General features: G+C 61.8%; 25 protein-coding genes and 1 tRNA gene. 9 read left to right on the top strand and 17 right to left on the bottom strand.

The window, feature by feature from the left end; all coding sequences use genetic code 11:
- Positions 1 to 7 precede the first annotated feature (7 nt).
- The 4 genes from ACGYLY_RS04065 to ACGYLY_RS04050 are packed head-to-tail and all read right to left on the bottom strand — an operon-like array spanning position 8 to position 2,500.
- Complete coding sequence (locus tag ACGYLY_RS04065) at positions 8 to 643, bottom strand: 30S ribosomal protein S3ae (RefSeq protein WP_395282863.1); 636 nt, start codon at positions 641 to 643, stop codon at positions 8 to 10.
- The gene (locus ACGYLY_RS04060; RefSeq protein ID WP_395282864.1) at positions 636 to 875 is read right to left on the bottom strand and encodes a KEOPS complex subunit Pcc1; all 240 of its coding nucleotides are present in this window, start codon (positions 873 to 875) and stop codon (positions 636 to 638) included. Before ACGYLY_RS04060 ends, ACGYLY_RS04065 begins: the two co-directional genes overlap by 8 nt.
- Positions 872 to 2,035 carry a DHH family phosphoesterase gene (locus ACGYLY_RS04055; RefSeq protein ID WP_395282865.1) on the bottom strand — a complete coding sequence of 388 codons (1,164 nt, stop codon included), beginning with the start codon at positions 2,033 to 2,035 and terminating at the stop codon, positions 872 to 874. The genes ACGYLY_RS04060 and ACGYLY_RS04055 overlap by 4 nt, the downstream gene beginning before the upstream one ends.
- Entirely contained in the window at positions 2,036 to 2,500 is a 465-nt protein-coding gene (locus ACGYLY_RS04050) for a 30S ribosomal protein S15 (protein ID WP_395284159.1), read from the bottom strand.
- Between the two features lie 684 nt (positions 2,501 to 3,184).
- On the opposite strand from ACGYLY_RS04050, the gene ACGYLY_RS04045 reads away from it, so the two are divergent.
- The 3 genes from ACGYLY_RS04045 (at position 3,185) to ACGYLY_RS04035 (ending at position 5,287) form a co-directional block, all read left to right on the top strand.
- Positions 3,185 to 3,256: transfer RNA gene (locus ACGYLY_RS04045), tRNA-Ala, on the top strand.
- A 481-nt stretch (positions 3,257 to 3,737) separates the two neighbouring features.
- Positions 3,738 to 4,844, top strand: coding sequence for an alkaline phosphatase family protein (locus ACGYLY_RS04040; RefSeq protein WP_395291253.1), 1,107 nt, complete (start codon positions 3,738 to 3,740; stop codon positions 4,842 to 4,844).
- Between the two features lie 185 nt (positions 4,845 to 5,029).
- Positions 5,030 to 5,287 carry a hypothetical protein gene (locus ACGYLY_RS04035; protein ID WP_395282866.1) on the top strand — a complete coding sequence of 86 codons (258 nt, stop codon included), beginning with the start codon at positions 5,030 to 5,032 and terminating at the stop codon, positions 5,285 to 5,287.
- A gap of 73 nt (positions 5,288 to 5,360) precedes the next feature.
- Here the strand turns inward: ACGYLY_RS04035 and ACGYLY_RS04030 are convergent, their stop codons facing one another.
- Positions 5,361 to 5,621: an ArsR family transcriptional regulator gene (locus tag ACGYLY_RS04030; RefSeq protein ID WP_395282867.1), complete on the bottom strand. Its 261-nt coding sequence runs from the start codon at positions 5,619 to 5,621 to the stop codon at positions 5,361 to 5,363.
- A gap of 168 nt (positions 5,622 to 5,789) precedes the next feature.
- Between ACGYLY_RS04030 and ACGYLY_RS04025 the strand changes: the two genes are divergently transcribed.
- Positions 5,790 to 6,020, top strand: a complete 231-nt coding sequence (locus ACGYLY_RS04025) for a hypothetical protein (protein ID WP_395282868.1) — start codon at positions 5,790 to 5,792, stop codon at positions 6,018 to 6,020.
- 157 nt (positions 6,021 to 6,177) lie between these two features.
- Here the strand turns inward: ACGYLY_RS04025 and ACGYLY_RS04020 are convergent, their stop codons facing one another.
- Complete coding sequence (locus ACGYLY_RS04020; RefSeq protein WP_395282869.1) at positions 6,178 to 7,059, bottom strand: family 16 glycosylhydrolase; 882 nt, start codon at positions 7,057 to 7,059, stop codon at positions 6,178 to 6,180.
- A 407-nt stretch (positions 7,060 to 7,466) separates the two neighbouring features.
- Here ACGYLY_RS04020 and ACGYLY_RS04015 point away from each other — a divergent pair, with 407 nt between their 5' ends.
- The gene (locus ACGYLY_RS04015; protein ID WP_395284161.1) at positions 7,467 to 8,351 is read left to right on the top strand and encodes an SMP-30/gluconolactonase/LRE family protein; all 885 of its coding nucleotides are present in this window, start codon (positions 7,467 to 7,469) and stop codon (positions 8,349 to 8,351) included.
- Positions 8,352 to 8,478: 127 nt separating this feature from the next.
- Entirely contained in the window at positions 8,479 to 8,904 is a 426-nt protein-coding gene (locus tag ACGYLY_RS04010; protein WP_395282870.1) for a methylated-DNA--[protein]-cysteine S-methyltransferase, read from the top strand.
- Here ACGYLY_RS04010 and ACGYLY_RS04005 read toward each other — a convergent pair.
- Positions 8,890 to 9,780 (bottom strand): iron-sulfur cluster assembly protein, encoded by an 891-nt coding sequence (locus ACGYLY_RS04005; RefSeq protein ID WP_395282871.1) that lies wholly within the window; start codon positions 9,778 to 9,780, stop codon positions 8,890 to 8,892. The two genes, ACGYLY_RS04010 and ACGYLY_RS04005, sit on opposite strands and share 15 nt — an antisense overlap.
- 2 nt (positions 9,781 to 9,782) lie before the next feature.
- A complete protein-coding gene (locus ACGYLY_RS04000) occupies positions 9,783 to 10,865 on the bottom strand; it encodes an amidohydrolase family protein (protein WP_395282872.1) in 1,083 nt (360 codons plus the stop codon).
- Between the two features lie 130 nt (positions 10,866 to 10,995).
- On the opposite strand from ACGYLY_RS04000, the gene ACGYLY_RS03995 reads away from it, so the two are divergent.
- The gene (locus ACGYLY_RS03995) at positions 10,996 to 12,039 is read left to right on the top strand and encodes an NAD(P)-dependent alcohol dehydrogenase (RefSeq protein WP_395282873.1); all 1,044 of its coding nucleotides are present in this window, start codon (positions 10,996 to 10,998) and stop codon (positions 12,037 to 12,039) included.
- Between the two features lie 71 nt (positions 12,040 to 12,110).
- On the opposite strand, the gene ACGYLY_RS03990 is transcribed toward ACGYLY_RS03995, so the two are convergent.
- Positions 12,111 to 12,716, bottom strand: a complete 606-nt coding sequence (locus tag ACGYLY_RS03990) for a DUF106 domain-containing protein (protein WP_395282874.1) — start codon at positions 12,714 to 12,716, stop codon at positions 12,111 to 12,113.
- 132 nt (positions 12,717 to 12,848) lie between these two features.
- Between ACGYLY_RS03990 and ACGYLY_RS03985 the strand changes: the two genes are divergently transcribed.
- Entirely contained in the window at positions 12,849 to 13,307 is a 459-nt protein-coding gene (locus ACGYLY_RS03985) for a hypothetical protein (RefSeq protein ID WP_395282875.1), read from the top strand.
- A 71-nt stretch (positions 13,308 to 13,378) separates the two neighbouring features.
- On the opposite strand, the gene ACGYLY_RS03980 is transcribed toward ACGYLY_RS03985, so the two are convergent.
- On the bottom strand, positions 13,379 to 13,750 hold the full coding sequence (locus ACGYLY_RS03980; protein ID WP_231182904.1) for a hypothetical protein: 372 nt from the start codon (positions 13,748 to 13,750) through the stop codon (positions 13,379 to 13,381).
- Positions 13,751 to 13,893: 143 nt separating this feature from the next.
- Here ACGYLY_RS03980 and ACGYLY_RS03975 point away from each other — a divergent pair, with 143 nt between their 5' ends.
- Positions 13,894 to 15,471 carry a hypothetical protein gene (locus ACGYLY_RS03975; protein ID WP_395282876.1) on the top strand — a complete coding sequence of 526 codons (1,578 nt, stop codon included), beginning with the start codon at positions 13,894 to 13,896 and terminating at the stop codon, positions 15,469 to 15,471.
- A gap of 2 nt (positions 15,472 to 15,473) precedes the next feature.
- Here the strand turns inward: ACGYLY_RS03975 and ACGYLY_RS03970 are convergent, their stop codons facing one another.
- The 7 genes from ACGYLY_RS03970 to ACGYLY_RS03940 are packed head-to-tail and all read right to left on the bottom strand — an operon-like array spanning position 15,474 to position 24,542.
- Positions 15,474 to 16,226, bottom strand: a complete 753-nt coding sequence (locus ACGYLY_RS03970) for a hypothetical protein (RefSeq protein WP_395282877.1) — start codon at positions 16,224 to 16,226, stop codon at positions 15,474 to 15,476.
- Positions 16,223 to 16,693, bottom strand: a complete 471-nt coding sequence (locus ACGYLY_RS03965) for a hypothetical protein (protein ID WP_395282878.1) — start codon at positions 16,691 to 16,693, stop codon at positions 16,223 to 16,225. The genes ACGYLY_RS03970 and ACGYLY_RS03965 overlap by 4 nt, the downstream gene beginning before the upstream one ends.
- Positions 16,690 to 17,625: a hypothetical protein gene (locus ACGYLY_RS03960; protein ID WP_395282879.1), complete on the bottom strand. Its 936-nt coding sequence runs from the start codon at positions 17,623 to 17,625 to the stop codon at positions 16,690 to 16,692. Before ACGYLY_RS03960 ends, ACGYLY_RS03965 begins: the two co-directional genes overlap by 4 nt.
- The gene (locus tag ACGYLY_RS03955) at positions 17,619 to 18,245 is read right to left on the bottom strand and encodes a hypothetical protein (RefSeq protein WP_395282880.1); all 627 of its coding nucleotides are present in this window, start codon (positions 18,243 to 18,245) and stop codon (positions 17,619 to 17,621) included. The genes ACGYLY_RS03960 and ACGYLY_RS03955 overlap by 7 nt, the downstream gene beginning before the upstream one ends.
- A complete protein-coding gene (locus ACGYLY_RS03950) occupies positions 18,239 to 18,667 on the bottom strand; it encodes a hypothetical protein (RefSeq protein WP_395282881.1) in 429 nt (142 codons plus the stop codon). The genes ACGYLY_RS03955 and ACGYLY_RS03950 overlap by 7 nt, the downstream gene beginning before the upstream one ends.
- Before the next feature lie 2 nt (positions 18,668 to 18,669).
- The gene (locus ACGYLY_RS03945) at positions 18,670 to 20,718 is read right to left on the bottom strand and encodes a type II secretion system F family protein (RefSeq protein WP_395282882.1); all 2,049 of its coding nucleotides are present in this window, start codon (positions 20,716 to 20,718) and stop codon (positions 18,670 to 18,672) included.
- On the bottom strand, positions 20,715 to 24,542 hold the full coding sequence (locus tag ACGYLY_RS03940; RefSeq protein ID WP_395282883.1) for an ATPase, T2SS/T4P/T4SS family: 3,828 nt from the start codon (positions 24,540 to 24,542) through the stop codon (positions 20,715 to 20,717). The genes ACGYLY_RS03945 and ACGYLY_RS03940 overlap by 4 nt, the downstream gene beginning before the upstream one ends.
- Positions 24,543 to 24,738 lie beyond the last annotated feature (196 nt).

The following is a 24,738-nucleotide window of genomic DNA, read 5'->3' as shown; positions in this document are numbered from 1 at the left end:
GTCGTCGTTAGACTTCGGCTTCCTCTTCGTCCACGTCCACGGAGGTCTCCTCTTCCTCGGCGACCTCTTCGGGGTGGGCTTCCAGCGTCGCTTTCTGGATTTCGACGCGGCGAAGCGGGTAAATCGTCTTGGCCTCGCCGTAGATCGCGCTGGAGAGGCGACCTTCGACGACGCCGTCGATGAGGTCCTGGAAGGTGTGGTCCTTCGCGGACTCCTGCACGATGTCGATCATCGTGCGGCGGATGGCCTTCTCCTGGCTGTGGTCCGCCTTCTTCGTCGTGAAGGCGACGGGCTGAATCTGGACGCGGTAGTCGTCCGAGGTCAGCACCGTGACGTACGCCTCGACCTTCGAGGCACCGCGGCGGACGAGGCTGCGGAGGTAGTCGCGGGTGAGTTCGTGTCGAACAAACTCCGTGTACGCCGCGTCGCTACCCACGTCGTTGATCTTGAAGGCCAACTTCGTGTTGTTCTCGCTGGCGTTGTTCGTCAGTTCGCCGAGCGTTGTTTCGATGGTGCGTCCGAGCACCTTGTCCGGTTCGTCTGCGGGGGTCGTTCCAAGCTCCTCTCGGTCGAACTGCTCGGGAGCGAGGACGGTGTACCACCGCTTTTCCTGTGACTTCTTCGAGACTGATCGTTCACTCATAGTTCGTGTTTGTGTGTTGGTTTGCCGTCTGTACTACCTTCGTTGCCACCGAGAGGTTCACAACGTAATCGTCGATGGTCGTCCGGAGTCCACCGGTCGTCTCGCGTTCGATGTGCGTCACAATCGTGCCGTCCTCCACGCTCGTGTCGATTTCGGGCGTGTTGTCGGGCACGACTGCCGCCGCGATACGCTTTGGATCCGCCAACTCCGTTCGAATCGTCGCTCGTCTCATAGTGCCTCCCGGAACGCCGAAAGGAACTCCTTCGCGTCCGCGTCGAACCGCGCGTAGCCCTGCCGTTCGGTCCCGGTTCCGTCGCCGCCGAGTCGCGACCCCGCTCGTTCCATGGCGTCCCCGATGTCGGGGGCGTCCACGGTGGAGTCATCCGTCTCGCGGTCACCGACGGCCACCGCGGCGGCTTCGTCGTCGGTGACGACCAGCGCGACCGGTTCCGGCGACCTGAAATCGCCGAGGAGTCGCGCCGTCGTCACGACCGGAACGTCGTCCGCTCGGGCGACGAACAGGCCGTCGTAGCGTCCCGTCGTCGCTTCCTGAAGCGCCGCGTGGGCCGTTTTCGTGTGCGTTCGCCACGCGTCGAGTGCGGGCGAACGGGCGTCGTGACCCAGTGCGAGCGCGATGCCGGTCCCCGGTTGCTCGCGGGAAACGGCATCGAGAACGTCGGCGTAACCGCCGAGCGTCGCAAACGGCCCGTCCGAAAGCTCGTACGGCCGAAGCGCCCGCTCGACCGTTTCGGCCGCTCGCGGCGTCGCGTTCCCCGGTCCGGCGACCGAGAGCGCGACGAGCGAAGCGACCCGTCGATGGGCGTCGTCGTCGAGTTCGACCGGTAGGCCGAGTTCCGCGAGTTCGGCCTGTGCCGCCTCCACGGTACCGGAGAATCCGGCGTGGAAAAGCGTCGAATGGGCCAGTCCGTCGGCGAGGTCTTCGGTCGGTGTCGAAACGCCGGGGCGTCGCGTCAATCGGTCGTCCGCCGCTTCGAGCAGTCGCGCCGTCCCGTCCGTACCCGGCGAACAACCCGCTGCAACGGCACCGGCGAGCGCCAGCACCGGGTCGGATTTGCCGCCGAGTTCGGTCGCGACGTCGAACGCGACGATGCTCGTCGGGCGACCGGGTAGCGAGATGCCACCACCGCTCGCGCCGACCGTGACGACGAGTTCGTCGTCACGTGAATCGACTCGTCGGGCGGGCAAGGTGGTTACACTCACTTGAAACGGAATCCCGACGGTCGCGCATGCACGAGCGAGGAGACCGCTCGATGCGAGCGCGTCGCCGTCGGCCCGCGCGACGAGCCGAACGAAGTCGGCGTCGCGGAGCGTCGCGGCGATGTCGCTCGCGGAACGGGCGTCCTCGGAAGCGGTTCGACCGGACGTGGACATCTATTCGAAGAGTTCTTTCGCGTTGTCGTAGGTGTACGTGAAGTCCTCGTCGAGTTTGTCGCCGCGGTAGTAGTTGACCAGACGGCGGACCTTCGACTCGGTGTTCTGCAGCGCGCGCTTGTTCTGCTTGTCCTGTGGGTTCTCGTCGACGTGCTCACGCAGGCGCACGGCGCGGACCATCAGGTTCTCGAGGTCTTCCGGCAGCTCGTTCGCTGCGTCGTTCTCCTCGAGGATTTCGGTTACTTTCTTGCCCGTTGCAAGCTTCACGTTCGGGACGGGCGTTCCGGTCACGCCCTCGTCGCGGAGCTTACCCCCGATTTCGCTCAGGCTGTAGCCTTGTTCCGCGAGTTCGACGACGCGGTCTTCCACGTCGTCGGCATCTACGTCGCTCCACTCCGGTGGTTCGTCTGCCACTGGTCGGTCCGAACCGGACGACCCGCGGCGTCGGGTGTGCATTCGTGCCATTGTTTGAGGATAGGAACTGCACGAGCCGCTGACGCTGGCGGTGGGTTCCGCCAGTCGTGACATGAGTCACGTTGCACGTCCGCAATCCCAGAGCCGTGAAATCTCACGACGAGTCGGATTTGCGGCTGTGCCGTTCCCTACAGACGCGTTCTGTTTTCGTGGCTTAAAGGGTTTCCATTCGAGTACCGCGTTCGAGACGACGAGTACAGTGCGGATTCCGGGTCACGATTGCAGCAGCTACGAAGCAGACCTCGAAAGCCCCACACGACAGCGACCGCACCTTACCACACGCCACCTCGAAAGTCAGCGGCGCGCGATACCGACCAATCGCCGTGGGCGCGTGCGCCAGCAACCCGAGGATTTCACATCCGAGGGCTGCTGGCAAGCGCGAGGGACGACCGGAGGAGCGAAGCGGGGGAGGGAGTCGGTTGGGGAGGACGTGGCTGTCGCGGTGCGGTTGCGGTGCCGTGGCGGTGCGGTTTCATTGACGTCTGTAGTTGCAGTCACGGCAATACCAACATCACTTCGTAGCGAGCAGAGGGGTGTACGAAAGAATCTCCGGAGCCGTTGTACTCACGGCCGAGAAAATCCATCGTATCGAGAGTGGTATGTCACACCCCCGCGGGGCGGCACGAAATTCGAGAGGTTTATCAATGGTCACACGGAAGAAGCGAGTGCAGACGAGGGCTCGTAGATCAGTGGTAGATCACTCCCTTGGCATGGGAGAGGCCCCGGGTTCAAATCCCGGCGAGTCCACTTCTTTCCTTCACTTCGTTCACTCAATCAGTGGACTCGCCGTAGTCCCCCTCGCTCACTTCGTTCGCTTGCGGGACTCCCGGCGAGTCCAGACGGACAAAGTGAGGAATGGACGAGCGGGATTTTAATTAGACAAGTCGCATGCCCGCGGGCGGAGCAAGCAGGAATGTTGGATGTAGCGACAAAGGAGATGGTCCGAGTGTGACGCAATCCTTGAAGCAAGTCCGACAAGTGTGGGGGACGATTGGGGATGAATCCCATTCTATTCCCTCTCGGGAAATTTGGGGACTCCGAACCCGATTGCGACGATACCAGTGTGTGCGGGGCACCAACGACATACAGTAAAGGGTGCGAGAACCCACCGACTCCGGCCCATGGCGCGTGTCACCGGATTAGCTTCACCGATACGGTAGACGATTCCGGTTCGGGGCTATATCGGGAGGAGAAAAGTGGTACTATTCATAGCCCGGTGTAGTGTCACATTCGGCCGTTCGTAACCCAAAATTGCATTATTCTGGAAGCTAATCTAATACCCAATGGAATTGCTGATAATCGGATCCGACGGAGCAAGCCCCCGTCTCCTCGACTATTACCTCAAAAGGGACGGATGCCCAATCTTCAACGGTTCCTCGAAACATCGGGGACCGATATGAAGCCGATGGCATCTCGGTTCGCCGGAAACGACGTCCCTCATACTGGTCCTGCATGGACGTCGATATACACGGGACTTCGGGCAGAACAGCACGGCGTCACCGAGGACGGATGGACCGAGGGACAGATATCGTTAACCCCTCACTTCGAAAACACCGTCTTCTCGCAGTTGATGAATGATGGCCTCTCGGTGGGGTCGTTGACGATGCCAATCACATACCCTGCTCAAGTCGAGAACGGCAGGTCGTGGATGCTATCTGGATATCCGTCAAGCGGACTCACTGACCGGCTACTGTCCCCAACCAAGAAACAGCCAGCACTCCCCGACGATTATTCGACCCTTCAGGCAAAAGCCCTCTTGTCGGAGGAAGGCCCTAAACCACCGGAACAGTGGGTTGAGTCAGAACGTCGGAAAGTGAACGACGTTCTCCCGAGCCTCACGACAGGGGTCGAAGATGTGTTGTTTTACGGTACACAAATAACGGATACGATGGGGCACCGTGCGCGGTATCGTCCATTCCGCCTGAACGGTGCTCTTACCCTCGCCTGTGAGAGGGTGAACGGCCTTCTTGGGACTGCAATCCAGCCACCACGAGTCGGGTCGATTGCATGGACGAACGAAATGCGTACCGCCTACGAGACGTTGGACTGGATTCTCGGCACGCTCATCGAGGACTACGACCCCGTGGATGTTCTGCTCGTGTCTGATCACGGCTTCCAGATGATCGGAGCGGACCACGAATTCCTTGGAGTCAGTGCCTCGACGTCCGGCATCGAACGTCCAGAATCGATCTTGGAAGTAAAGCGTGTCATTCTCGACCGCTTTGGAATCAACAACAGCCAAGAGTCGGTGGCAGTCGACCGTCCAAAGGACGAACTCAACGAGGAAGAATCCGAGAATGTGATGGGGCAACTCGAAGCACTCGGATACCGATAGAACATGACGAACTCCACTTCATGACGATGCGGTATCCATTTTACCTGAGCCTCGGCAGGCATGTGATGTGTATCGGCGTAACCCCAGCGAGTCCAGACGGACAAAGTGAGGAATGGACGAACGAATTTTGCTCATCACATTCCGAGTGCCAACAACAATACGTTTCGACAACAAATTACCCCGCAATGAGTCGCTCGCGTTCCCCTCGTCACTATCTCCGTGCGGAACTGTTCGAACAACCGCATCGTATCTCGCTGTCCTGTGCGCTAGTGGCGCTTTTTCTCGCCGGACTGACCTTCGCCACGGGCGCGACCTACATGGGGTCCGGCCACGCCGTCGTGGCGAGTTTTCTCCTGTTCGTCAGTTCCTTCCAGTATCGAAAACACGCGAGAAGTTCCAACGGGCGGCGTTCCAAGCGGTCGAAGAGCATGGACCGACTGTAGGGCGCGAACTTTGTCGAGAAGGTATCCTTGATCGGACGTTCAATTGATAGGTCTTCTGAATAGTGGGCAGATATTATCTTTCGCTCGCATCTAATTCCCCTATCAGATACTCCCGGCCTCGCTCGGTGATCCGAAAATGAGACGAATAGTTCTCGTCGCGCTCGATGAACTCCCGTTCTTCTAACTCCTCCAACGCTCGTTTTATCGTTCGATAGCCCGGTTGAAGTTCGTTGTCGAGGACGCCGATTGGGACGGCGATGTCGTGGTCGTCCAAGAACTCCAAAACGGGGTCCGTCGCCGTGTTCATCCAGCGTCCCCGTTTTCGCCGTGTCATTGGCAGTAGCACCACGAGGGAATACTTACTCGATTTGGTTCGTCACTCTCTTGACATTTTAGAATATCAAAATGGCAGTTTGAACTGCCAAATTATAAGTCAATAGCGTACAACGTTGCTGCCACGGAGACCACTCACGGACTGCCCACCCTGTGGAGAGCCACAACAGTGCAATCGGTCCGTGGTGGTCTCCGTATCCATCGGAAAGTCATGCTCCCCGAGAACTCGCCGGACGACGACGGTTCGATACGAGAAACGTTCCCCGACTGTCCCGTCTGTGGCGAGACAGTGTTGCTGGTCGCGACGCACGGGCCGGGCAGTCACGCGTGTCAACCGTGCGGCTGTCCAGTGAGTCCGGGAGCCATGTTCGAATTGCGCGGACAGAACACTCACGAGTGAGTGATGAAGCGGACGACGAGGCGAGCGAACCAACTCGTCGATGGTCGCAATCGTCGAAACGGCCAGTTAGTAGTCGTCGTTTCGTCCAACACACCTCGACGTCACTACCCGTCAAAAAGAGAGTTCGACCGTCCGCCCGTTTTTTCGCACACTCGTCTCAGACCCAGTCGTACACGCGGATGTAATCCACTTCCATCCGCTGTGGGAACTGCGTGCTGGCGTCGGGCGCGCCCGGCCAGTTCCCGCCGACGGCGACGTTGAGCAGGAAGAAGAACGGCCCGTCGTCGAACACCCATTCGCGGCCCGCGTTCTGCGCGTCGTACAGCGTGGTCACGAAGAACTGCTGGCCGTCCACGAAGAACTTGATGGCGTCGGGGTACCACGTCAGCGTGAAGGTGTGATAGGTGTCCGAGAACCAGTTGCTCTGGCTGTAGGACCCGCCGACGCCCGCTCCGCCGGAGTCGGGACCGTGAATGGTTCCGTGAACGGTGTCGGGGTCGGAGCCGATGAGTTCCATGATGTCGATTTCGCCGCAGTCGGGCCACCCGACCGAGCCGATGTTGGACCCGAGCATCCAGATGGCGGGCCAAATGCCCTGTCCGTAGGGAAGTTTGGCGCGCACGTCCACCCGACCGTACTGCTTGTTGTACTTTCCTTGGGTCGTCATCCGCGCGGAGGTGTAATCACACCCGCCGTACTGCTCCTCGCGGGCCTCGATGACGAGGTGGTCGTTCTCGGTCCACGCGTTGTTGCTCCGATAGTACTGGAGTTCGTTGTTTCCCCAACCGTTGTTGTTGCCGGTTTCGAAGTTCCAGATGCCGGTGTCGATGTATCCAGCGTTGAACTCGTCGCGCCAGCGAAGCGTCCACTCGTTTCCGTCAAACGCCTCGGTGTGGACCTGCCCCGAGGCAGCACTCGCAGTGTTGGTGGCGACCCCGCCGCCGAGCGAGACTGCCGCGGTGCTCAAGAACGTTCGGCGGTCGAATCGGTTACTGGTCTGTTCCTCGCCTGTCGGTTCGCTTGCATCGTCTGGACTCATTAATTTCCTCTCCATCGGGTGCCGCTGCTCGCCCAATCGCAAAACCGAGCTGGGTGGTCAACGACCTCCGATTTCAATTAATACCATGGATTACCGCAACTTAATTATTTTTTCTAGCAGTAGTAATTATCCGTGAGAAAACCCATACGTATCGAATCGCCTCACGAATCGTACCGAACTGACGGTCGATTCGTGTCGCCTCGATAATTCCTCCACGCTGTAAATAATATTTATCTTCAAAAACTATTATTCATTATTAGAATAATAACACTTGAGGACTTATGGCTAAAAAAACGATAACCGACCTGTGTTCGGGGACGGTTTCCCGACGGCGAGTGATCGAAGGAACGGGTGCGTTCATCGGTATGGCTACGACGGGAGGCGTCAGCGGCGGTAGTACGTCGGAGATGTCGAGCGCGAAAGAAGACGAATCGAAGGAGTACGAGGTCATCGCCAACTACGACTGTGTGACGGGCGAGGGGCCGCTCTGGCATTCGACGGAACGGCGGGTGTACTGGGGCGACATTCCGACCGGGCGGATGTTCCGCTACGATCCGGACACAGGGGAGCACGAGCAGTTTTACGACGGAGACGTCGTCGGCGGCTACACGATTCAGGACGACGGGTCCCTCCTGCTCTTCATGGAACAGGGGAAAGTGAAACGATGGAAAGACGGCTGTCTCACCACCGTCGTCGACGGAATCTGTGGAGAAGGGGACTCCCGGTTTAACGACGTCATCGCGGACCCGAAAGGGCGCGTGTTCTGTGGGACCATGCCGACGGAGGACCATCTCGGCAGTCTGTATCGACTCGACACCGATGGGAGTATCGTCGAGGTGCTGGACGGAATGGACATTCCGAACGGCATGGGGTTCACTCCCGACCGAGAACGGATGTACGTCACCGAATCGAACGAGCGGAAGATCTATCTGTTCGATTACGAGGAGGAGACGGGCGAGATATCCAACCAAACGACGTTCGTGCGGACCCCAGAAGGGGACGGAGTTCCCGATGGACTGACCGTCGATTCGGAGGGACACATCTGGTCCGCTCGCTACAACGGTGGAGGCCTCTACCGTTTTTCGCCGGACGGAACCCAGGAGAGGAAAATCGATCTGCCAGCGAAGAAGACGACCAGTATAACGTTCGGCGGGGAGGAGTACGCGGACGCCTACGTGACCTCCGGTGGCGGAGAAGACAAGGAAGCGAACGGGCCGGCAGCGGGTGCGCTGTTTCGAGTCGAAACCGGCGTAACTGGGGTCCCCGAGTTCCGGTCTCGAATCACCATCTAATCACACGCGACGAGCGCGTCGAAGTCGCATATTCGACCGGGATCAGTTTCGGTCCGCGCCCAGGAGTCATATCCTCCACCGGCATAGGGAATCACGAAGGAGTTCGGACACCGGCAGGAGCACCAATATGAACGCAGACATCTTCGAAACGACCATCGACATCGACGAGTCGCTCGTTTCTGAATCGAGCGGGGAAATCCGGAACCAAATACGAGAGTACGAATCGGGCGACCGCACGGAATTCGACCTGCACGTCACCGTTCCCGACGGAATGACCGGGACGGTGATGAACGCGATGGCCGACATACCGTACGGGGAAACGCGGACCTACGGCGAACTCGCCACGGCCCTCGATACGACGCCCATCGCCATCGGGCAAGCGTGCGGTCGAAACCCCGTCCCGTTGGTGGTTCCCTGTCATCGCGTCGTAGGGAGCGACGGGTCGCTGAAGGGGTATTCGGCGGCCGACGGAGTCGCGACGAAGCGACGCTTGCTGGACCTCGAAGCCGAAGTCCGGGAGCGTTCCCGGCAGACGCGGCTACCGACACGCTGATTCGGAACGACGTGCCTCGTGAAGGGCATCGCAGACGCCGCCCTGGCCGTCCATGTTCACCCGTGCGAGTCGCGCCCGGCGGTGGACGAGTTCGACCCGGTCCGGGTCGATGGGGTCCCCCTCCGGCGTTCGAAAGAGGCGTCCGTCGCCGTCGGCGAAACAGCCCACTTGCGCTCCCTTTTCGAGATACCGAACCAGCGGGTCGGCGTCCACCACGACGGCGAGCGCGCCGTCCCGAACGTCGACGGTGGCGTACTCCCCGCCGGGAAGGAAATTCACGTCCTCGCGGGACAGTACCGCTATCTGCTCGTGGGTCACGCTCGCGGCCAGCAGCACCTCGACGGCGACGTACTGCCGTGCGAGTCGAGCCTTCGAATCGAGGGTCGCGCGGGTCGCCTCGATTCCCCCGTCGGCGTCGGGAAACGTCTCGTCGAAGTCCCACCCGCCGTTGACGCCCTCCGTGACTTCCTGTGCGTGCATGTGGTCGGTCAGATACATCTCACAGCGGGCGACGCCCGGAATCGCTTCGACGGCCTCCCGCCCGTCGAGGGCCATCATCCACGCGAAGGCCGGCGAGCACCACGCCGTCGGGAGCGTGAACGTCACTCCGACGTGCGCGCCGGGTTTTTCGGGGTCGTCGGAGTCGTCGCGTTCGTCGCTCTCGATTTCGATGTCGTCGATGTAGTCGAGTTCCACGATGGACCGGTCGAGTTCGGGGTCGGTCACGCCGTCGAGCGCCGACCGGACGGCTGCTCGGGTGGGAACCCCTCCGCCGTTTTCGTCACGGTTGGCCGTTTTCGATTCGTCCGTGTTCGGCTCGTTGGTTTTCGATCCGTTCGCTCCCGGTTCGTTCGCGTTCGGAGTGTCCGTCGACATGGTCAGTCGGCCGTCGTGGAGTCCGTCGTTTCGTAGTGCGTTTCCAACCCGAACTGTTCGGTGATGGCGTCCTCGCGGAACTGCCGCTTTTTCTCCTCGATGTCGATGTCGTACAACCGGGCGGCGTTCTCACCCATGATTTTGCGCATGACTTCCGGCGTCAACTCGACGCCGTACTCATCTTTCTGTTCCTCGGTCAGTTCGGCGTTCATGACCGTCTCGACCAGCCAGTCGGGGTTCCACAGCGCGTAGTCGCTCCCGAACAGCAGGCGGTCCTCGCCGAGCCAGTAGAGGAGTTCGCCCATTATCTCCCCGAACTTCCGCGGGCGGTTCTGCGCCATCGGCGCGGCGACCGCGAGGCCGCCGTAGACGTTGGGTTCCTGCGCGGCCAGCCAACAGAAGTCGTCCAATCGCGGGAGACCGACGTGTTCCACGACGAAGTTCAGGTCCGGGAACGACGTGGCGGCGTCGTCCACGTCCTTCACGTCGAAGGCGTCCTTGTTCAGCGGTCGAATCGTCGGCCCCTTGTGCGGGTGGATGTTCTCGATGCCCAGTTCGACACACTTCTCCAGGTACTCGAACGCCTCCTCGCTGTCGAGTCGCCACCCCTTCGAATCGTCGAGCCACTCGGCGGTGTAGAGTTTCACGCCTTGGATGTCGAACTCCTCCTTCTGGCGTTCGAGTTCCCGCAACCCCTCCTCGCCTTCGCGCGGGTCGAAACGGCCGTTGACGATGAAGCGGTCCTCGTGGTCCGCCGCGAAGTCGGCGTTCGTATCCACCGTGTTGAAGCCCTCGTCGTAGAACTCCTCCAAGTGCGTCGGCTGGAAAATACCCATGTCCACGGCACCGTTGCCGAACAGGTCCTCTATCATGCGCTCCTGTGAATACTTGCGATACTCTTCCAACGTCCACTCCCGTTCCGGCGGTGTGAATCCAGTGTGGTAATCGTAAAAACAGCGGATGAACTGCTCGCCGCCCTCGTGAATGATGTTCTCCTCGCTCGCGTCCCAGAAGTGAATGTGTGAGTCGATGACGAACAGGTCCTCCTTGTCCTCCCATCGACCGTCTCCGGTTCCACGGTACATACCGCCCAAAGTAACGGGCTACTAGCACATAATCTTCATTTACAATCGTGTTATATGTGGTGCGGAAATCATATCCGAGCTGGGTAGTACACGAATGTTTATGCGTAATTCGGCGGTTATTCTACGCGCCATGGAAGCCGCACGCCTGCACGAGTACACGGAGGATATGGAAGACGCCCTGCAAATCGACGACGTGGACCGGCCGGAGGCGAGTCGGTCGAATCACGTCGTCGTGAAGGTTCGAGGGGCGGGGTGGTGCCAGACGGACAACCACGTCATCGAGGGGATGTGGACGGATTACGTGGAACAGGAACTCCCGATGACGCTCGGCCACGAGAACGCCGGTGAAGTGGTCGAAGTCGGGAGCGAGGTCCGAACCGTCGAGGAGGGCGACACGGTCATCTGCCATCCGGTGATGACCTGCGGGCAGTGTCGCCAGTGTCGCCTCGGCGAGGACATGTACTGCGAGAACGTCCAGTTTCCCGGCCTGACGACCGACGGCGGGTTCGCCGAATTCCTGCTCACGAACGAACGCGCGGTCATCCCTCTCCCCGGCGGGGTGGACCCCGTGGACATCGCACCGCACGCCGACGCCGGAATCACGGCTTACCACGCGGTCAAGAAGGCCACCCGTGAACTCAACCCCGGCGACCACGCCGTCGTCATCGGCGTCGGCGGACTGGGCCACATCGGCCTGCAATGTCTGGACGCGATGAGCGCCGCCGAAATCACCGCGCTCGACGTGAAAGCGGACGCCCGCGACTTGGCCGACGGCCTCGGCGCACACCACACGGTGGATCCGAGTTCGGAGGACGTCCCGGACACGATAACGGACATTACGGACGGCGCGGGTGCCGAACAGGTCATCGACTTCGTTGGCGCGGACGAGACGACGGGTTACGCCCCTGACATCGTCGCGCCCGGCGGCGACCACCACATCGTCGGCTACGGCGGCCACGTCCACGAACCCTCCCAGTCGCTCGTGGACGGCGAGTTCGCCTACCGCGGAACGCTGGTGGGCCGCTACACGGAATTACAGGAACTCGTGAAACTCGTCGAACGGGGCGACGTGACGCTTCACACGACGAGGTACGACCTCGACGACATCAACTCCGTCGCGGAAAAGCTGGAACATGGCGAAATCGAGGGCCGTGCAGTCATCATGCCGACGTAGACGAGTCGCCGGGTTGGGGTGGAGGAGTTCCGATTTGGGTTTTCGTTCTTTTTGTCTTCCGTTTTTCGCGTTCACGCGAGGACGCGCGAGAGCACGCGCCGCGAGACGAAAGTGAACGAAATCGACCCGCCGAGGTACCAGACGAGCCAGACTTTCACCGGGCCGACGAGGGTGGCGGTCAGTGCAACGTGCCCGACGACGGGGAGCGAGAGCGCGACCGGAATCGTCGCCGCCGCGGGATTCATCATCGCCCAGCGAATCCACAGGAACACCGGTATCGTGAGCAGCATGCTCCACACCATCGGGCGGAACTGCAGTTTCAGCATCGTCATCCACGACCGCATCAGTTCGCGTTGGTCGTCTCCGAGGGCGTCCGCGTCGTCGTCCGGCGGCGATTGCAGTTTCCCCTGCAGGGTTTTCATCTGCTCCTGCAACCGCTCCATCGCGTCGGAGTCCTGCAGGAGGAGTTGAAGCGTCGTCGAGTACAGTCCGGTCGCACCGGCCAACCCGAACAGGAACACCGAGACGGGAACGAGCGTGGCGAGCGGGCTGAGAACGACGTCCAGCGTCGCCACGACAGCGCTCTGAACCGGTGTGAGGTAGTAACCGGTCATGAGGACGAGCGCGAACGTGCCGGCCAATTTGTCGTACACCGTCCAACCGTTTTCGAGGACCATAATCGACGTACCTATTCGTCAAACATCAACTTTGTCCTCGATTCGTTTCGTTCATACAGTTCCTCGGCGAGACGGAGCAGAACAGCTAATCGCGTCCCGATGGTAGGCGGCGCGAATCGAAACAAACCACCCATGACACCGAACACGACCCAAACGAAACGCGAACTGCTTCGCCGAATGGCCGCAACGGGGACGTTTGCGGCCCTCGGGGCCGCGAACGCGACGGCGACGCGGACCGAATCCGAGGGGCCGCCGCGGTTGTTGTACACCTGTGACATCACGCCCGAAGACGACCCGACCCTGGACGTGAACGACCGACTCGACGTCGGGCGGGTCGAGGGGACCTTCGGTCCGACCGAAGCCGACTGTTTCGAGGAGCGAACGCTCCTCTATCGCTACCTGTTCGCCACCGTCGAGGGAGAAACCCGAAGACGGGAAGGAATCGCGTGGGCGACGCGGAAGCGACTTCCGCCCAGAACCTACCGAATCGCGACGATTTTCGTCTGCGAGGACGCACCGAGCGGCTACTGTGCCCAACGACCATTCTACGGGGTTGCGGTTCGTCGCGTCTCGGGATCGTCAGGGAACTGATCGGAGCGAACGACCTCCGATCCGCCCACTGCGGCCGGTCACGCGGCGGAACGGTATTCCGAACGGGCGAATCAGACGTCCGACCGAACCCACTCCGAACACAGTTCGACGGCCTGCAACAGCGGAACGTCGCCGTCCTCGAACGCGACGAACAGCGACCCTTCGCCGTGGAGGAATTGGATGACGACGGCTTCGTCGAAGGTGTAGATGGCGAAGTCGAGCGATCCGGCGCGGAACACGTTTTCGGCGTCCTCGCGAGCGTCGCGCCGGAGGAGCGACCCGTCGTGAATCCGGTCGAAATCTTCGGGGCGGAACCGCCCCTCGACGTCCTCGCGCGAAAAGAGGAGGTCGTACTCCTCGCGTCGGCCGTCGGCCACCGCGATCAGCGACGACTCGAAGCGGGACCGCAGTGCGCCGACGAACGCCTCCTCCGAGTCGAACACGATACGGGAATTCGGACGATAAAGGTATCAATTTTTTGTGTCGTGCTCGGTCGTTCGTCGACGGTACGATTCGATTATCGACCATTCGTTTCTGTAGACTTCTTGGCATAGATTTATACAGCTTCGAGATGGAAGTCGAGACTATGACACATCGGGAATCGGACACCCTCCGAAAAAACCGCCGTGGGCAATCCCCGCTTATCGGTGTCGTTTTGATGATTGGTCTGGTGACGGTTTCCGTCGTGGGCGTCCTCCTCATCGGTTCGACGGCCGTCCACGAGATTCGTGGAGCGGTGGAGGTACGGAACGCGGAACACGCGATGCGGGAGGTGGACGCCAGATTGAGTCAAGTCGCGTTCGGGACGAACAACGAACACGTCCTCGATTTCAGCGGCCAGGACGGCAACGTCGAGGTCACACACGACGGGGCCATGACCATCTCGCTCGTGAACGGGTCGAACGCGGCGTGTCGCAAGCGTATCGAATTCGGTGCCATCGAGTATCGCGGCGAGGACGGCGACGTGGTGGCGTACCAAGCGGGCGGCGTCTGGAAGCGAACCGGCAACGGGAGCGTCATGATATCGCCGCCGGACATGCAGTACCGAAACGGCACCTTCAGCTTTCAGTTGGTGAACGTCACCGGGTCCGCGAGCGGCCCCGTCGAGCGTCTCCGGGCGACGAAGAACGTCACGGCCTCCCGCGCCGACAGCGAGGAGTTCCGCGAGGCGTTCGACGCGCCGCGGTGCTCCCCGCCGGACAACGCGACGCTCACCGTCGAAAGCGACTACTACCGGGCGTGGGCGGACTTCTTCAGAACGCACGTCGACGGCGGGACCGTGACGGTGGACGACGGCAACGAAACCGCGTCGCTAACCGTCATCCTGAGCGGTTCGACGACCCGGAGCGACGACAACAGCGTCAGTGCCCAGCGGAACGCCTCCGTCAGCGTGGACGTGCTGGGGACGGAGATCTCTTCGGGAACCGATCTGGACTGGGTTTACAACGACACGACCGACGAGTGGGAGGTTCACGGGACGAAACGAAACGCCCCCATCAACATGCGCATCAACATCGGCGGGGACACCTACGAACCGTGGGGCGACGGCGTCGGGTCGACGGACGTCATCAGACACGACATCAACGATCCGACCCACGACGAGGGCTATCACTTCTCCGAAAACGTAACCGCGGGCGACGTCATCAGCGTGGAGGGAACCGCGTACGGAATCGGCTCCGTCGATTGGGGGTCCTCGGCGACGAAGCGACTCAACCAGTACGAATCCGGCAGGGAGCGGTACGATTACGTCTGGGAGTCCTACAGGACCGACTACGAAGGGTCGCTGATGACCAACATCGTCGTCGAGGCCGACGGATCGGGTACGAACGAGGGGAACGTCGTACTACTCGCCGACGGAATGGAGGTGCCGGGGTACGGTTCCGCGAATCCCGAACAGCGGAACATGTCCCAGATGCTCGGCGACCGAATCAACGACACCGGCTACCTCGACCTCGATCCGAACGAGTTCGTGTTGGTGTACGAACTCTCCTGTGCCGACGCGACCACCGACGACATCGGGACGGGGAAATGCGGCAGCGGCGACCCCGACTACAACGACGCGGTGGTCCTCATCTCGATTCACGAGGAGGGAAGCGTCGGGGAACCGGAAGACTTCCGCGTCCACGTGACGATGAATCAGGTGACGATAGAGCGGGCATCGTGAGGTCAGGTCCGGATTGCGAACACGACGGTCGTCTCGCGAACGACCGCCCGCCGGGTGTGACACTCGTACCACGTCCCGTTTTTCGACCATCCGTTGGCTTCGAAGTAGCGACGCCACGCGGCACCGTTGGGTGACGACCCGACGTTCAGCCTGACCGTCGTGGCTCGTACCCCATCCTGCGGGGTCCCGTCCGTCGGAAAGACGAGTTCCGTCGATGCGGTTCGCCCGACGAGGAGGACCGACCCCTGCTTGCTGACCGCGGAGGAGCCACCTCCCCGTTCGACCGAAACCGAGGAGACGAACGCCCGGTCGGGACCGCAGGCGAACGCCGGTGGGCGAATGGTGAAGCTTCCGCCGTCGCTTCGACCGAAGACGGCCCCCGCTTCGTACTCCACGACGTTGCCGTCGTGGGAGTAAACGAGCGCGCCGTGTGACAACGTTCGATCGAACTCGACCGCGGACGGACTCGTCTGGTCAACGATGACTTGGAGTTCCGTTCCCCGTTCCACCGACAGCGTTCCACCGGACAGGCGAACCTCTCCGGCGCGGGCGGGAGCGCGACCACGCTGGAGGTCGTCGAACGTCGTCGCCAGCGCCGAAAACGCCCGTTGGGCGTTGCGCGACTGCTCCGCGTTGCGGGCGTCGGTCAACGACCCGACGCCGCTGACGTAGAGGAGACCGACGGACGCCACGATGATGGCGAAGATGAAGACGAAGCCGAGCACCTCGCTCACCCCGCGCTCGTCGAACGTCACGGGGCCGTCACCCCGAGCGTTCCGTTCGCGGTGTCGTATTCGATGACGACGGTGCCGCCGGACACGTTCCCCCGACGAACCGGCGTTTCCGTGGCGAACGGGACCGTCACCGTCACGTCGTCGGTGGAGAGGACGAGACACTGCTGACCGGGACACGGCGGACCGTCGGTGACGAGTTCGACCGAGTAGTATCTGCCCGCGACCTGTCGTCGGTGAGTCGCGCGCAGTCGAACCGTGGGGTTCTCCCCGGCCCGCACGAGGGAGTCAACGCTCGTTAACTCGCCAGCCATTCGCTCGCCGATGACGCCGAGTTCGTTCCGTACCGCCTGCGTTCGCTGGTTCTCAACGAGTCCCCCGGCGGCGGTGATGAGTCCGCCGAGGAGTACCGCCGTAATCGCCATCGTCAGCACGTACGTGACGGTGGTCGAAACCGCTCTGTCGTCGGCCGCGAGTCGCGTAGGAATCATGGTTCGTAGAGGACGGTTCGAAGGAGCGTTCGGTAGGTCAGTTCCGGCGTCGCGTAGGTCAACCGAACCGAGACGTCGTACACGACGTACGTTCGGTACGGCGACGCGTCGAAGTCAGTGTGGACCGACTCCGACGGAATCGTCGCGTCGGTTCCGTTGAGGAGGATGGAATAGTTTCCGCTCGCGTTCGCGCCGTTCCGATACGTCACGTCGTAGCCGTCGCCGACGCCGTCAGCGAACGTGAACGAACAGCCCGATGCGGTGCCGTTGCGGAAGTCGATTCGAAGTCGGTCCGCGGTGACATTACAACTCGCCGTCGGAATCGAGGACCCGTTCGTTCGCACGACGACGTCGCTCCCGTTTCGATAGAGCGAGAGAGTCCAGTTCGCGGACCCGTCGGTGGTCGTCACCGCGAAAGAAGCGTTGGCGTCGGTCGAAAGCGACGACCGGTTCACCGTCGCGACGAACCGTCGAACGTCCGCGTTCCGCGCGACGGTCCAGTTGCTCGCATCGGTCGCGTTCGTGAAGTTCCCGCCGGGGTCCTGTTCGATACCCGTTCCGACCGTTTCGTCGACGACGGTGAGGTTCAACGAGGCGGGCGAGCGCCGGGAGAGTCGGAGTCCGATGAGCGTCCCGTACTCCGCGACGCTCGCGTTGACCGCTGTTCGGACCGCGTTCGGCGAATCGTACCGTTCCTCGTAATCGACCCGTCGAACGAGCGACCCGATGTCCTCCCGTACGAGGGCGTGTGCATCCCGCGCGTCGCGCGTCGACGAAATCGGTTCCCGGTTGGCGACGTTCTCCGTGTAGAGGACGCTGTTGAGGACGACGACCACGCCCACCAGCGCGATGGCGATGACTACCGCGCCGACGAGAATGAGTTGTCCTCGGTCGTCGCCGCGCAGGCGACGGCTTTCGCTTCCGTCTACCATACGACCAACCGCACCTCCACGACGTTGTAGACCACGTCCTCGTCGGCGTCGGGCGCGTAGAACCCGTTCGAGCCGAGCGATTCGAGCGTCGCGTTCCCGCCGTCCTCCGGGGCGGTCAACCGCTGGTCGTCGTACAGGACGACGGTGTGTCTCGCCGTCACCGCGTTGGCCGACGGCACGCCGCGGTAGACGACGCGCTCCGTGGCGACTTCCGTCGGGTCGTCCGGAAGTTGATAGCTCACGTAGAGGTTGTACGTGTAGCCGCGAACCGTGAACGCGTCGTGGAGGGTTTCGCCGAGCGAGTCGCACACGTCTTCCGGGGAACGGACGGGCGCGCAGGGCGGTTCCGAGCCGTATCCCACTTCGCTTTCGTTCGCGTAGGCGAACCCGCCGCTCGCGTTCCAGTACCGGGTGAGATTTTCCAGCGTTCCGTCGCTATCGACGGTCCTGAGCGCGTCGTTCGCTTGGACGCGGAGTTGTGCTTTCACGTCCTGGTCCACCGTCCCCGCCGTCGTCGGCGTCAGCACGATGGACTGGAAGACGAACAGCAGGGCGGTCAGCACGACGAGCGCGCCGACGAACCCCTCCAGCGTGTACGCCTGCCCCCTGTCGTCTACCATACTCTCACCGTCAGTTGGTAGGTGTTCGCTCCGATTCGAACGATGCGACCCGTCGCTGCGGTCGGACGGTCGCCGGGCGTACCGCCCGATGACTGATCGACGATTCCGGTTTCCGCATCGACGAGCGTGACGTTGACGTCAGTCGTCCGCGGGAAGCCGAGCACCCGACGGAGTTCCGTCTCGTTCTGCTCGAAAAACGTCGTGGTTCGGCTTTGGTCCAACACGTTCGGTCGTCCCTCGACGGAGAGGTCGTCGATGATGAGCGTCGCGCCGCGACTCGCGCGAGCGCTGGTCGAATCGTCTATCGGCGCGTTGAACAGGGTGAAGATGCTCGGCAGAAATGCGACGACGAACGCCACCGTCAACAGGAACACGCTGATACCGAGCACGTAGTCGTTCAGCGTCTGGCCTCGGTCGTCCATGGTCAGCCCACCACCATCCACACGCCGAGCGCCGTCGTCGCCAGCACGACGGCGAACTTGACGCCCGACAGGAGGTCCGCGTCACGAATGTAGCCGCTGATGAACCCCGAGAGGATGGCCTGAATCGTCACGGCGTGGAAAAAGAGCATCGAGAGCGTGTCGGTATCGACGCCGCCGCCGAAACTCGGACCGGACGAACCCGCACCTGCCGTCCCAGCGGCCCCCCCGCTTCCGCCCGCACTCGCCGAAAGGTTCGCCATCACGTCGAGGAACTGTGTCTTCAGAATCGCCATCACGGCGAGGAGCGTGAGGTACGTCATCATGATGATGACGACCTGCATCCGGGCGCGGGACCGGCGCTCCCGCGCGATGTCGTCCTGATTCTCGCTGGTCCGTGCCGCCGTGGTCAGAACGGCCGTAATCTGGCTCGACGCTTCCTGTGCCTTGCTGATGAGCTTCACCGTCCGGGCGAGTCGCGGGATGTGATACCGGTTGTTGAACTCGATGAGCGCCGCCTTCATGTTCATCCCGTACTCGACCTTGGCGTGCATCCGATCGAACTCGTCGGCGAGCGTTCCCGAAGACGTCTCGGCGACGGTCTTCACGGATTCGAGCAGCGTCAGGCCCGTGTCGTTCGCGCTGGACAGTTTGCGGAGGTCGTCCGAGAGCTTCCGAATCACCTTGTGGCGCGAGCGGACGTTCCATTCGCGGAAGACGGCGAGCGGAAACCCGTTCACGTACAACGGGATGTAGACGTAGACGAACGTCGTCCACGTGGGGTTCGCCCGGAGACCGTCGAACGACGACGCCACGGCCCCCGTCCACACCGCGCTGGCGACGAGGACCACCGATGTCGGAACCGTGATGCCGAGGACGTACAGCGGATTGTCGCGGAAGAAGACGTGCGGTCGTTTCAGCAGTTCGAGGGTGGTGTGGGTTCCCTCCCGGCTTTTGATTCGGTCGAAGACGGAAAACTCGCCGACGAACTCCTCGACGAGTCCGAGGTGGAGGAGGCCGGACCCGGAGACGGTTTCGAGGCGGTTCGTCCCCTCACCGGAGTCGAGGTAGCCGTCACCCACTTCGTCCTGTTTCACGGTCGAGACGAGGACAAGGAAGCCGACACCGATGATCGGAATCAGGGCGTACACCGTCCCGTAGAGCAGTATCTCCTGTGCCTTTCCGAGCATGCTCATGATGACGAGAATGATGATGAGGAGCAGGGGAAACAGCGAGAGCGTCATGTACATCTCGCCGAACAGTTCGAGGGTTTCGAGCGTCAACTCCTGTTCCTGCTTGGCAGTCCGCATGTGTTTGTCCTTCTTGTCGTCCAGAAACCGGGTCATGTTCCCGCCGCTGTTGATTATCGAGAGCATGTCGGTGAAAAACTGGGCCAACTCGTCGCTCGGCGTTTCGAGCGCCCGCTTTCTGATGGCGTTTCGGTAGTCGATGTCGAAGTAGTCGGTCTCCTGCACGACGCTCTGGAACTCGCGTGACACCTCCCCGTACGTGTCGTCCGCCTTCGCCATCGCCTCCAGAATTTCCAGTTGATTCAGCCCGCCGATGGAGAGGGCGTACATGAACGAGACGGCGTCCGGCAGGAGCATGTTTATCTCCCGCTTTCGCTCCCCGGCACGGCTGTACGGGATGACGAGTACCGTTCCGAAACCGGCCAAAAATCCGACCGCGCCGAGGACGACGCCGGTTCCGAGGACCAGCGCGGGAACCTTGAGCGCGTTCAGCACGTCGGCGACGGTTCCCGAGACGGGCATTCCGAGCCAAACGCCCGTTCCGACGACGCCGGACCGCAGGAGGAGATACCCGAGAAACAGACCGACCAACCACAGGACGAGTCCGGCGAGCGTTCCGATCGCGAGGCCTCGCGAGAGGTACAGTTCCGCCGTCTCGGACATCCGCGCCTCGGCGAGTTTTCCTTCCAAATCGGCGACGAAATCGCTGTTCTCGGGGAAGAGACGCTCGTACAGCGGATAGAAGGCGTCGGCGAGCGCGTCCGCACTCGACCCCCCTCCCGTCGACGCGGAACCGAAACTCATCCGTCGTCCTCCGATTCCGCCGTCCCTTCGTCTTCGCCGTCTTCGTCGTCCTCGTCGTTCCCGTCGTCCGTGACCGTCGCCTCCTCGAACCCGCCGAACGGGTCGTCGTCGAGCGTCGAATCGGGAACGCTCTCTGATTCCCGTTCGACGTCGGCTTCGCGGCCGAAACCGGGGTCCCGCTCGAAGCTCGATTCGCTCCCGCCTCGCGGACCGTCGGTGTCCCTGTCGTCCGTCGGTTTCGCCGTCTCCGCCAACGCGACGGCGAGACCCTTCTCCGAGACGGAGACGTCCCGATAGTCGTCGAACAGTCGGTCCTCCGCCTCGGCGAGGATATCCTCCGACAGATCCGCTATTTCCCGGGTCGGATCGGGTCGCGGGACCATCTCCTCCTTTTCGGGGTCGATGTCGATGAGGACGCTCTCCATCTCGCGGAGGTCGGCGAGGCTGTCTTCGAGCGCGTCGTTCGCCACCAGCGCGAGGATGGTGTCGGGATCGTTGATGAACGCCTGAATTGTCGCCGCGACCTGCGTGTACTCGTTCAGACCGTTGTCGATGAGGTAAGCGAGAATGGTCCGCCGTTTCAGGAACTCCTCGTCCAACCGCGACTGGTCCCACCCGCGGTCGAACTTTATCTCCTCCAAGGTGTTCGACCCGGTGAGCGGTTCGTGTTCGTCCGTTTCGGCGCGCCACTGGAACACGTCCTTGACGTTGATCTCGTCGTTCTCCGTGTCGTAATGGTTGATTTCCGTCAGCGACTTCGTCCGGCGCACCTTGCTCCCCTTTACCCGCGTCTGGGTCTGGACGGACACCAGATCGAGGGCGGTGAACAGCGTCTTCGAGACGTTGATTGGCTCCGTCGTGAACCGTTTCAGCACCTCGCCCACGGTGTCGGCGTGGAACGTCGTGTAGGTCGTGTGCCCCGTGGACATGACCTGAAAGAGCGTTCGCCCCTCTTCCCCCCGAATCTCGCCCATCACGATGTAGTCGGGGCGTTGGCGGAGCGCGGCCTCCAGCAGGTCGAACTCGTCCACGTCGCCCTTGTCGTCGTCCGAGAACGAGGGGCGGGTGACGCTCGCGATCCAGTTGCGCTGGGGCAGTTCCACCTCGCGCGTGTCCTCGATGGAGACGATCTTCGTGTTGCTCGGGATGAACAGCGAGACGGCGTTGAGACTCGTCGTCTTCCCGGACGCCGTCCCCCCGGCGAAGATGAGCGAACGGTGGTTCTCGATGGCGAGCCAGAGGAACGCCATCTCCTCCAGCGAGAAGGTGTTCCAATTGATGAGGTCGATGGGCGTGAACGGCACGTCCTTGAACTGCCGGATGGTGTAGTTCGTCCCGTGGTCCGACACCTCGCGCCCGAGCGTCAACTGGGCACGGGACCCGTCGGGGAGCGTGGCATCGACCTGCGGTTGGCGCTTGCTGATGCCCTTACCGGACCGTTGGGCGAGTTTGACGACGAAATCGTCCAGTTCGGTCACCTCGTGAAAGACGTTCGTGATGACCTGCTCGTAGTCCGAATGGTAGACGAACACCGGCGAGTCGTAGCCGTCACAGGAGATGTCCTCCACGTTGATGTCGTGTTTGATGCCGTCGATACGCTCGTACCCGATGAAGTTCCGCTTTAGGACGTACAGCAGTTTCTCGACCTGATACTCCGTCAGCGTGTCCGCGTCCTCCTCCAACAGGGCGGGTTCCGGCCGGGCCATAATGCCGTCGAGTTCGCCGCCCGTCTCGTCCACCTCGTGTTCCTCGATGATCCCCTCGATTCGGGTCCGAACCGTCCGACGAAGGCCCTCTTCCCCGGCGTGTTCGCGGAGGAGGTCCTCCCACCACGTCCGCAACTCCTCGATTCGGCTCGGTTCGACGGTAGGTGCCGATTCGTCCGAGGCCGACGGGTCGACCGAATCCGACAGTTCGACCGGTTTCGTCGCGACGACGGGTCCGTCGGTCTCCGATCCGACGTTCTGCGGGGCGGTTTCGACCGCTTCGCTCCCGGCTTTCGTTCGGTCCGTGTTCCGTCCTTGCGCGTCAGTGTCGCTTCCCGTTTCGGTTTCGGGGTTTTCCGTCCCCTCCACTTTCTCGGATTCCTCACCGTCGACCTCCTCGTTTTTACCCGTCCCATCGATCTCGGCCCCTTCCTCTATTGCTGGCGTTTCGTCTCCCCCTTCGGTCCGGTCGCTTTCGACCGCGTCTTCGACGCCGTCGCTCTCTGTATCGTCCTCGATATCATCGACGTCCTCACCTTCCCCTCTCTCCGCTTCCTCGGCGGCGTCTGCTTCGTCTGCTTCCTTCGTTTTCTCCGCTTTTTCCACTTGCCTCGCTCGTTCGATGCCCTCGCGCTCGGACTCGCTATCGCCGTCTTCGGCACCGTCCTCGACGTTTGGTTCGTCCGGGTCTGTGACGCTCGGTTCCGACGCCGACTCGTCCGATTCCGACGTCGCTTCCGCATCCGATTCCGACTTCGACTCGGCATCGGGCGAACTGATGGCATCCGGCCTCCTTTCTCGGAGGCTTTCGACGTACGGTTCCGTCCGCTCGCGGAGGGTTCGAAGCGTGTCGTCGGTTCGAGTTTCGAGTTCGGCGGCGTACCGCGTCCACGTCTCGCGTGCGTCGTCGTACCCCGAAAGCATCCCACTTAGCAGGTCGGCGATCTGGTCGTCGTCGAGCATGTACAGGTCGTAGCGCGACAGGAGGCGAAGCGCCTCGCGCCCGATGACGTCCTCGCGGGCCTCCTCGTCGGCCTCCACGACCACCTCGTCGCTGGCGTACTTGATGGAGGTCCTGAGTTTGCCGGTCAGGAACTCCCGAAGGTCCTCCTCGATTCGCGTTCGATACGGTTCCACGAGGTAGTATTTGGTCTCGTTTTCCCGCTCGGAGTGGAAGATGATGACGAACGAATAGGGCTTGTTCACCCAGTACCGGTCCACCTCGCGGAAGTGGCTCTTCTTCGGGAGCGCGACCGCCTTCTCCAAATCGTATCGGTTGACGACCGTCGTGTGCCCCTCGACGGTCGAAAAGAAGGCGTCCTCGTCCAGTTCTTCGGGAACGTCGAGCGTCCGCTCGTCCTCGACTTCGAGGAGTTTCCGCGCCTTGGCCGCACCCTCGGTGAGCAAATCCGGCAGGTCCTCCTCCTCGAAGCCGAGCCAGTCGGCTTTCTCGAACTCGATGACGTTACCCTCCTCGTCCCGAGGTTTTTCGTGCGGTTTCTCGCGGTCGGGGTCGTAGTAGTACTCGTAGCGGAAGTGCTCCCACATGTACTCGCCGACCGTGACAGGCGTGGTCGCGGGGTCGAGGAACGCCTCGAATCGGTCGCTTCCGCGATCTCCGGCGAACGCGCCGCGAAAGAGCCGTTCGGAGAGTTCGTCGGGGTCGAAGCCGAGCCAATCGGCCTTCTCGAACTCGATGACGTTACCCTCCTCGTCCCGAGGTTTTTCGTGCGGTTTCTCGCGGTCGGGGTCGTAGTAGTACTCGTAGCGAAAGTGCTCCCAATAGTAGCTCCCGAGCGCGACGGGCGTCCCCTCGTAGTCGAGGAACGACTCGAAGTAGTTTCCGAGCGCCGACGCGTTTTCCGCGGCGGTTTCGACGCGAGCGTCGGTCCCGTCGGGGTCGAAGCCGAGGAACTCCTCGGCCGGAAACGGACGCGGTTTTCCCCGCCAGTTCGTCGGCGGCATCCCGTCCTCGTGGAAAAATTCCTCTTTGAACTCCTCCCACGAGTACGACCCGACGGCCACACGTGGTGGAACCCCGTCCGAGAGGCGGATACCGTTCGGTCCGGTGTCGTCGGGACCCCCGTTCCCGAGCGTTTCGGACTCGTCACTAGCCATTGACTATCGTCAAACGCTAATCCATTAAAAAGACTTATTAAAATTAATATACATGTGGAATTTTTCACATTTGGAACCATCGGTTTCTACTCGCGTGGTTTTGAAATCACAGAGAAGAGATATCTCTCGGCCATGTCAGCTCGTTCGAAAGGGGGAGAGAGAACCGCATTTCCTCGGCACGAGGTAGTCACCGTTT

It is taken from the genome of Haladaptatus sp. CMAA 1909, assembly GCF_043952005.1.
Classification (GTDB): Archaea; Halobacteriota; Halobacteria; order Halobacteriales; family Haladaptataceae; genus Haladaptatus.
Note: the sequence above shows the minus strand (reverse complement) of the source record. Positions and strands in the feature narration are given on the sequence as shown.

What these genes read in the sequence shown, in the direction of transcription:
- ACGYLY_RS03965 (WP_395282878.1), bottom strand. Translation starts at nt 16,693, where the DNA reads ATGATTCCTACGCGACTCGCGGCCGACGACAGAGCGGTTTCGACCACC.
- ACGYLY_RS04035 (WP_395282866.1), top strand. Translation starts at nt 5,030, where the DNA reads ATGAGTCGCTCGCGTTCCCCTCGTCACTATCTCCGTGCGGAACTGTTC.
- ACGYLY_RS03945 (WP_395282882.1), bottom strand. Translation starts at nt 20,718, where the DNA reads ATGAGTTTCGGTTCCGCGTCGACGGGAGGGGGGTCGAGTGCGGACGCG.
- ACGYLY_RS03985 (WP_395282875.1), top strand. Translation starts at nt 12,849, where the DNA reads ATGACACCGAACACGACCCAAACGAAACGCGAACTGCTTCGCCGAATG.
- ACGYLY_RS04000 (WP_395282872.1), bottom strand. Translation starts at nt 10,865, where the DNA reads ATGTACCGTGGAACCGGAGACGGTCGATGGGAGGACAAGGAGGACCTG.
- ACGYLY_RS03955 (WP_395282880.1), bottom strand. Translation starts at nt 18,245, where the DNA reads ATGGTAGACGACAGGGGGCAGGCGTACACGCTGGAGGGGTTCGTCGGC.
- ACGYLY_RS04050 (WP_395284159.1), bottom strand. Translation starts at nt 2,500, where the DNA reads ATGGCACGAATGCACACCCGACGCCGCGGGTCGTCCGGTTCGGACCGA.
- ACGYLY_RS03950 (WP_395282881.1), bottom strand. Translation starts at nt 18,667, where the DNA reads ATGGACGACCGAGGCCAGACGCTGAACGACTACGTGCTCGGTATCAGC.
- ACGYLY_RS03995 (WP_395282873.1), top strand. Translation starts at nt 10,996, where the DNA reads ATGGAAGCCGCACGCCTGCACGAGTACACGGAGGATATGGAAGACGCC.
- ACGYLY_RS03975 (WP_395282876.1), top strand. Translation starts at nt 13,894, where the DNA reads ATGACACATCGGGAATCGGACACCCTCCGAAAAAACCGCCGTGGGCAA.
- ACGYLY_RS04010 (WP_395282870.1), top strand. Translation starts at nt 8,479, where the DNA reads ATGAACGCAGACATCTTCGAAACGACCATCGACATCGACGAGTCGCTC.
- ACGYLY_RS04015 (WP_395284161.1), top strand. Translation starts at nt 7,467, where the DNA reads ATGTCGAGCGCGAAAGAAGACGAATCGAAGGAGTACGAGGTCATCGCC.
- ACGYLY_RS04030 (WP_395282867.1), bottom strand. Translation starts at nt 5,621, where the DNA reads ATGACACGGCGAAAACGGGGACGCTGGATGAACACGGCGACGGACCCC.
- ACGYLY_RS04065 (WP_395282863.1), bottom strand. Translation starts at nt 643, where the DNA reads ATGAGTGAACGATCAGTCTCGAAGAAGTCACAGGAAAAGCGGTGGTAC.
- ACGYLY_RS03960 (WP_395282879.1), bottom strand. Translation starts at nt 17,625, where the DNA reads ATGGTAGACGGAAGCGAAAGCCGTCGCCTGCGCGGCGACGACCGAGGA.
- ACGYLY_RS04055 (WP_395282865.1), bottom strand. Translation starts at nt 2,035, where the DNA reads ATGTCCACGTCCGGTCGAACCGCTTCCGAGGACGCCCGTTCCGCGAGC.
- ACGYLY_RS04005 (WP_395282871.1), bottom strand. Translation starts at nt 9,780, where the DNA reads ATGTCGACGGACACTCCGAACGCGAACGAACCGGGAGCGAACGGATCG.
- ACGYLY_RS04020 (WP_395282869.1), bottom strand. Translation starts at nt 7,059, where the DNA reads ATGAGTCCAGACGATGCAAGCGAACCGACAGGCGAGGAACAGACCAGT.
- ACGYLY_RS04060 (WP_395282864.1), bottom strand. Translation starts at nt 875, where the DNA reads ATGAGACGAGCGACGATTCGAACGGAGTTGGCGGATCCAAAGCGTATC.
- ACGYLY_RS03990 (WP_395282874.1), bottom strand. Translation starts at nt 12,716, where the DNA reads ATGGTCCTCGAAAACGGTTGGACGGTGTACGACAAATTGGCCGGCACG.
- ACGYLY_RS03940 (WP_395282883.1), bottom strand. Translation starts at nt 24,542, where the DNA reads ATGGCTAGTGACGAGTCCGAAACGCTCGGGAACGGGGGTCCCGACGAC.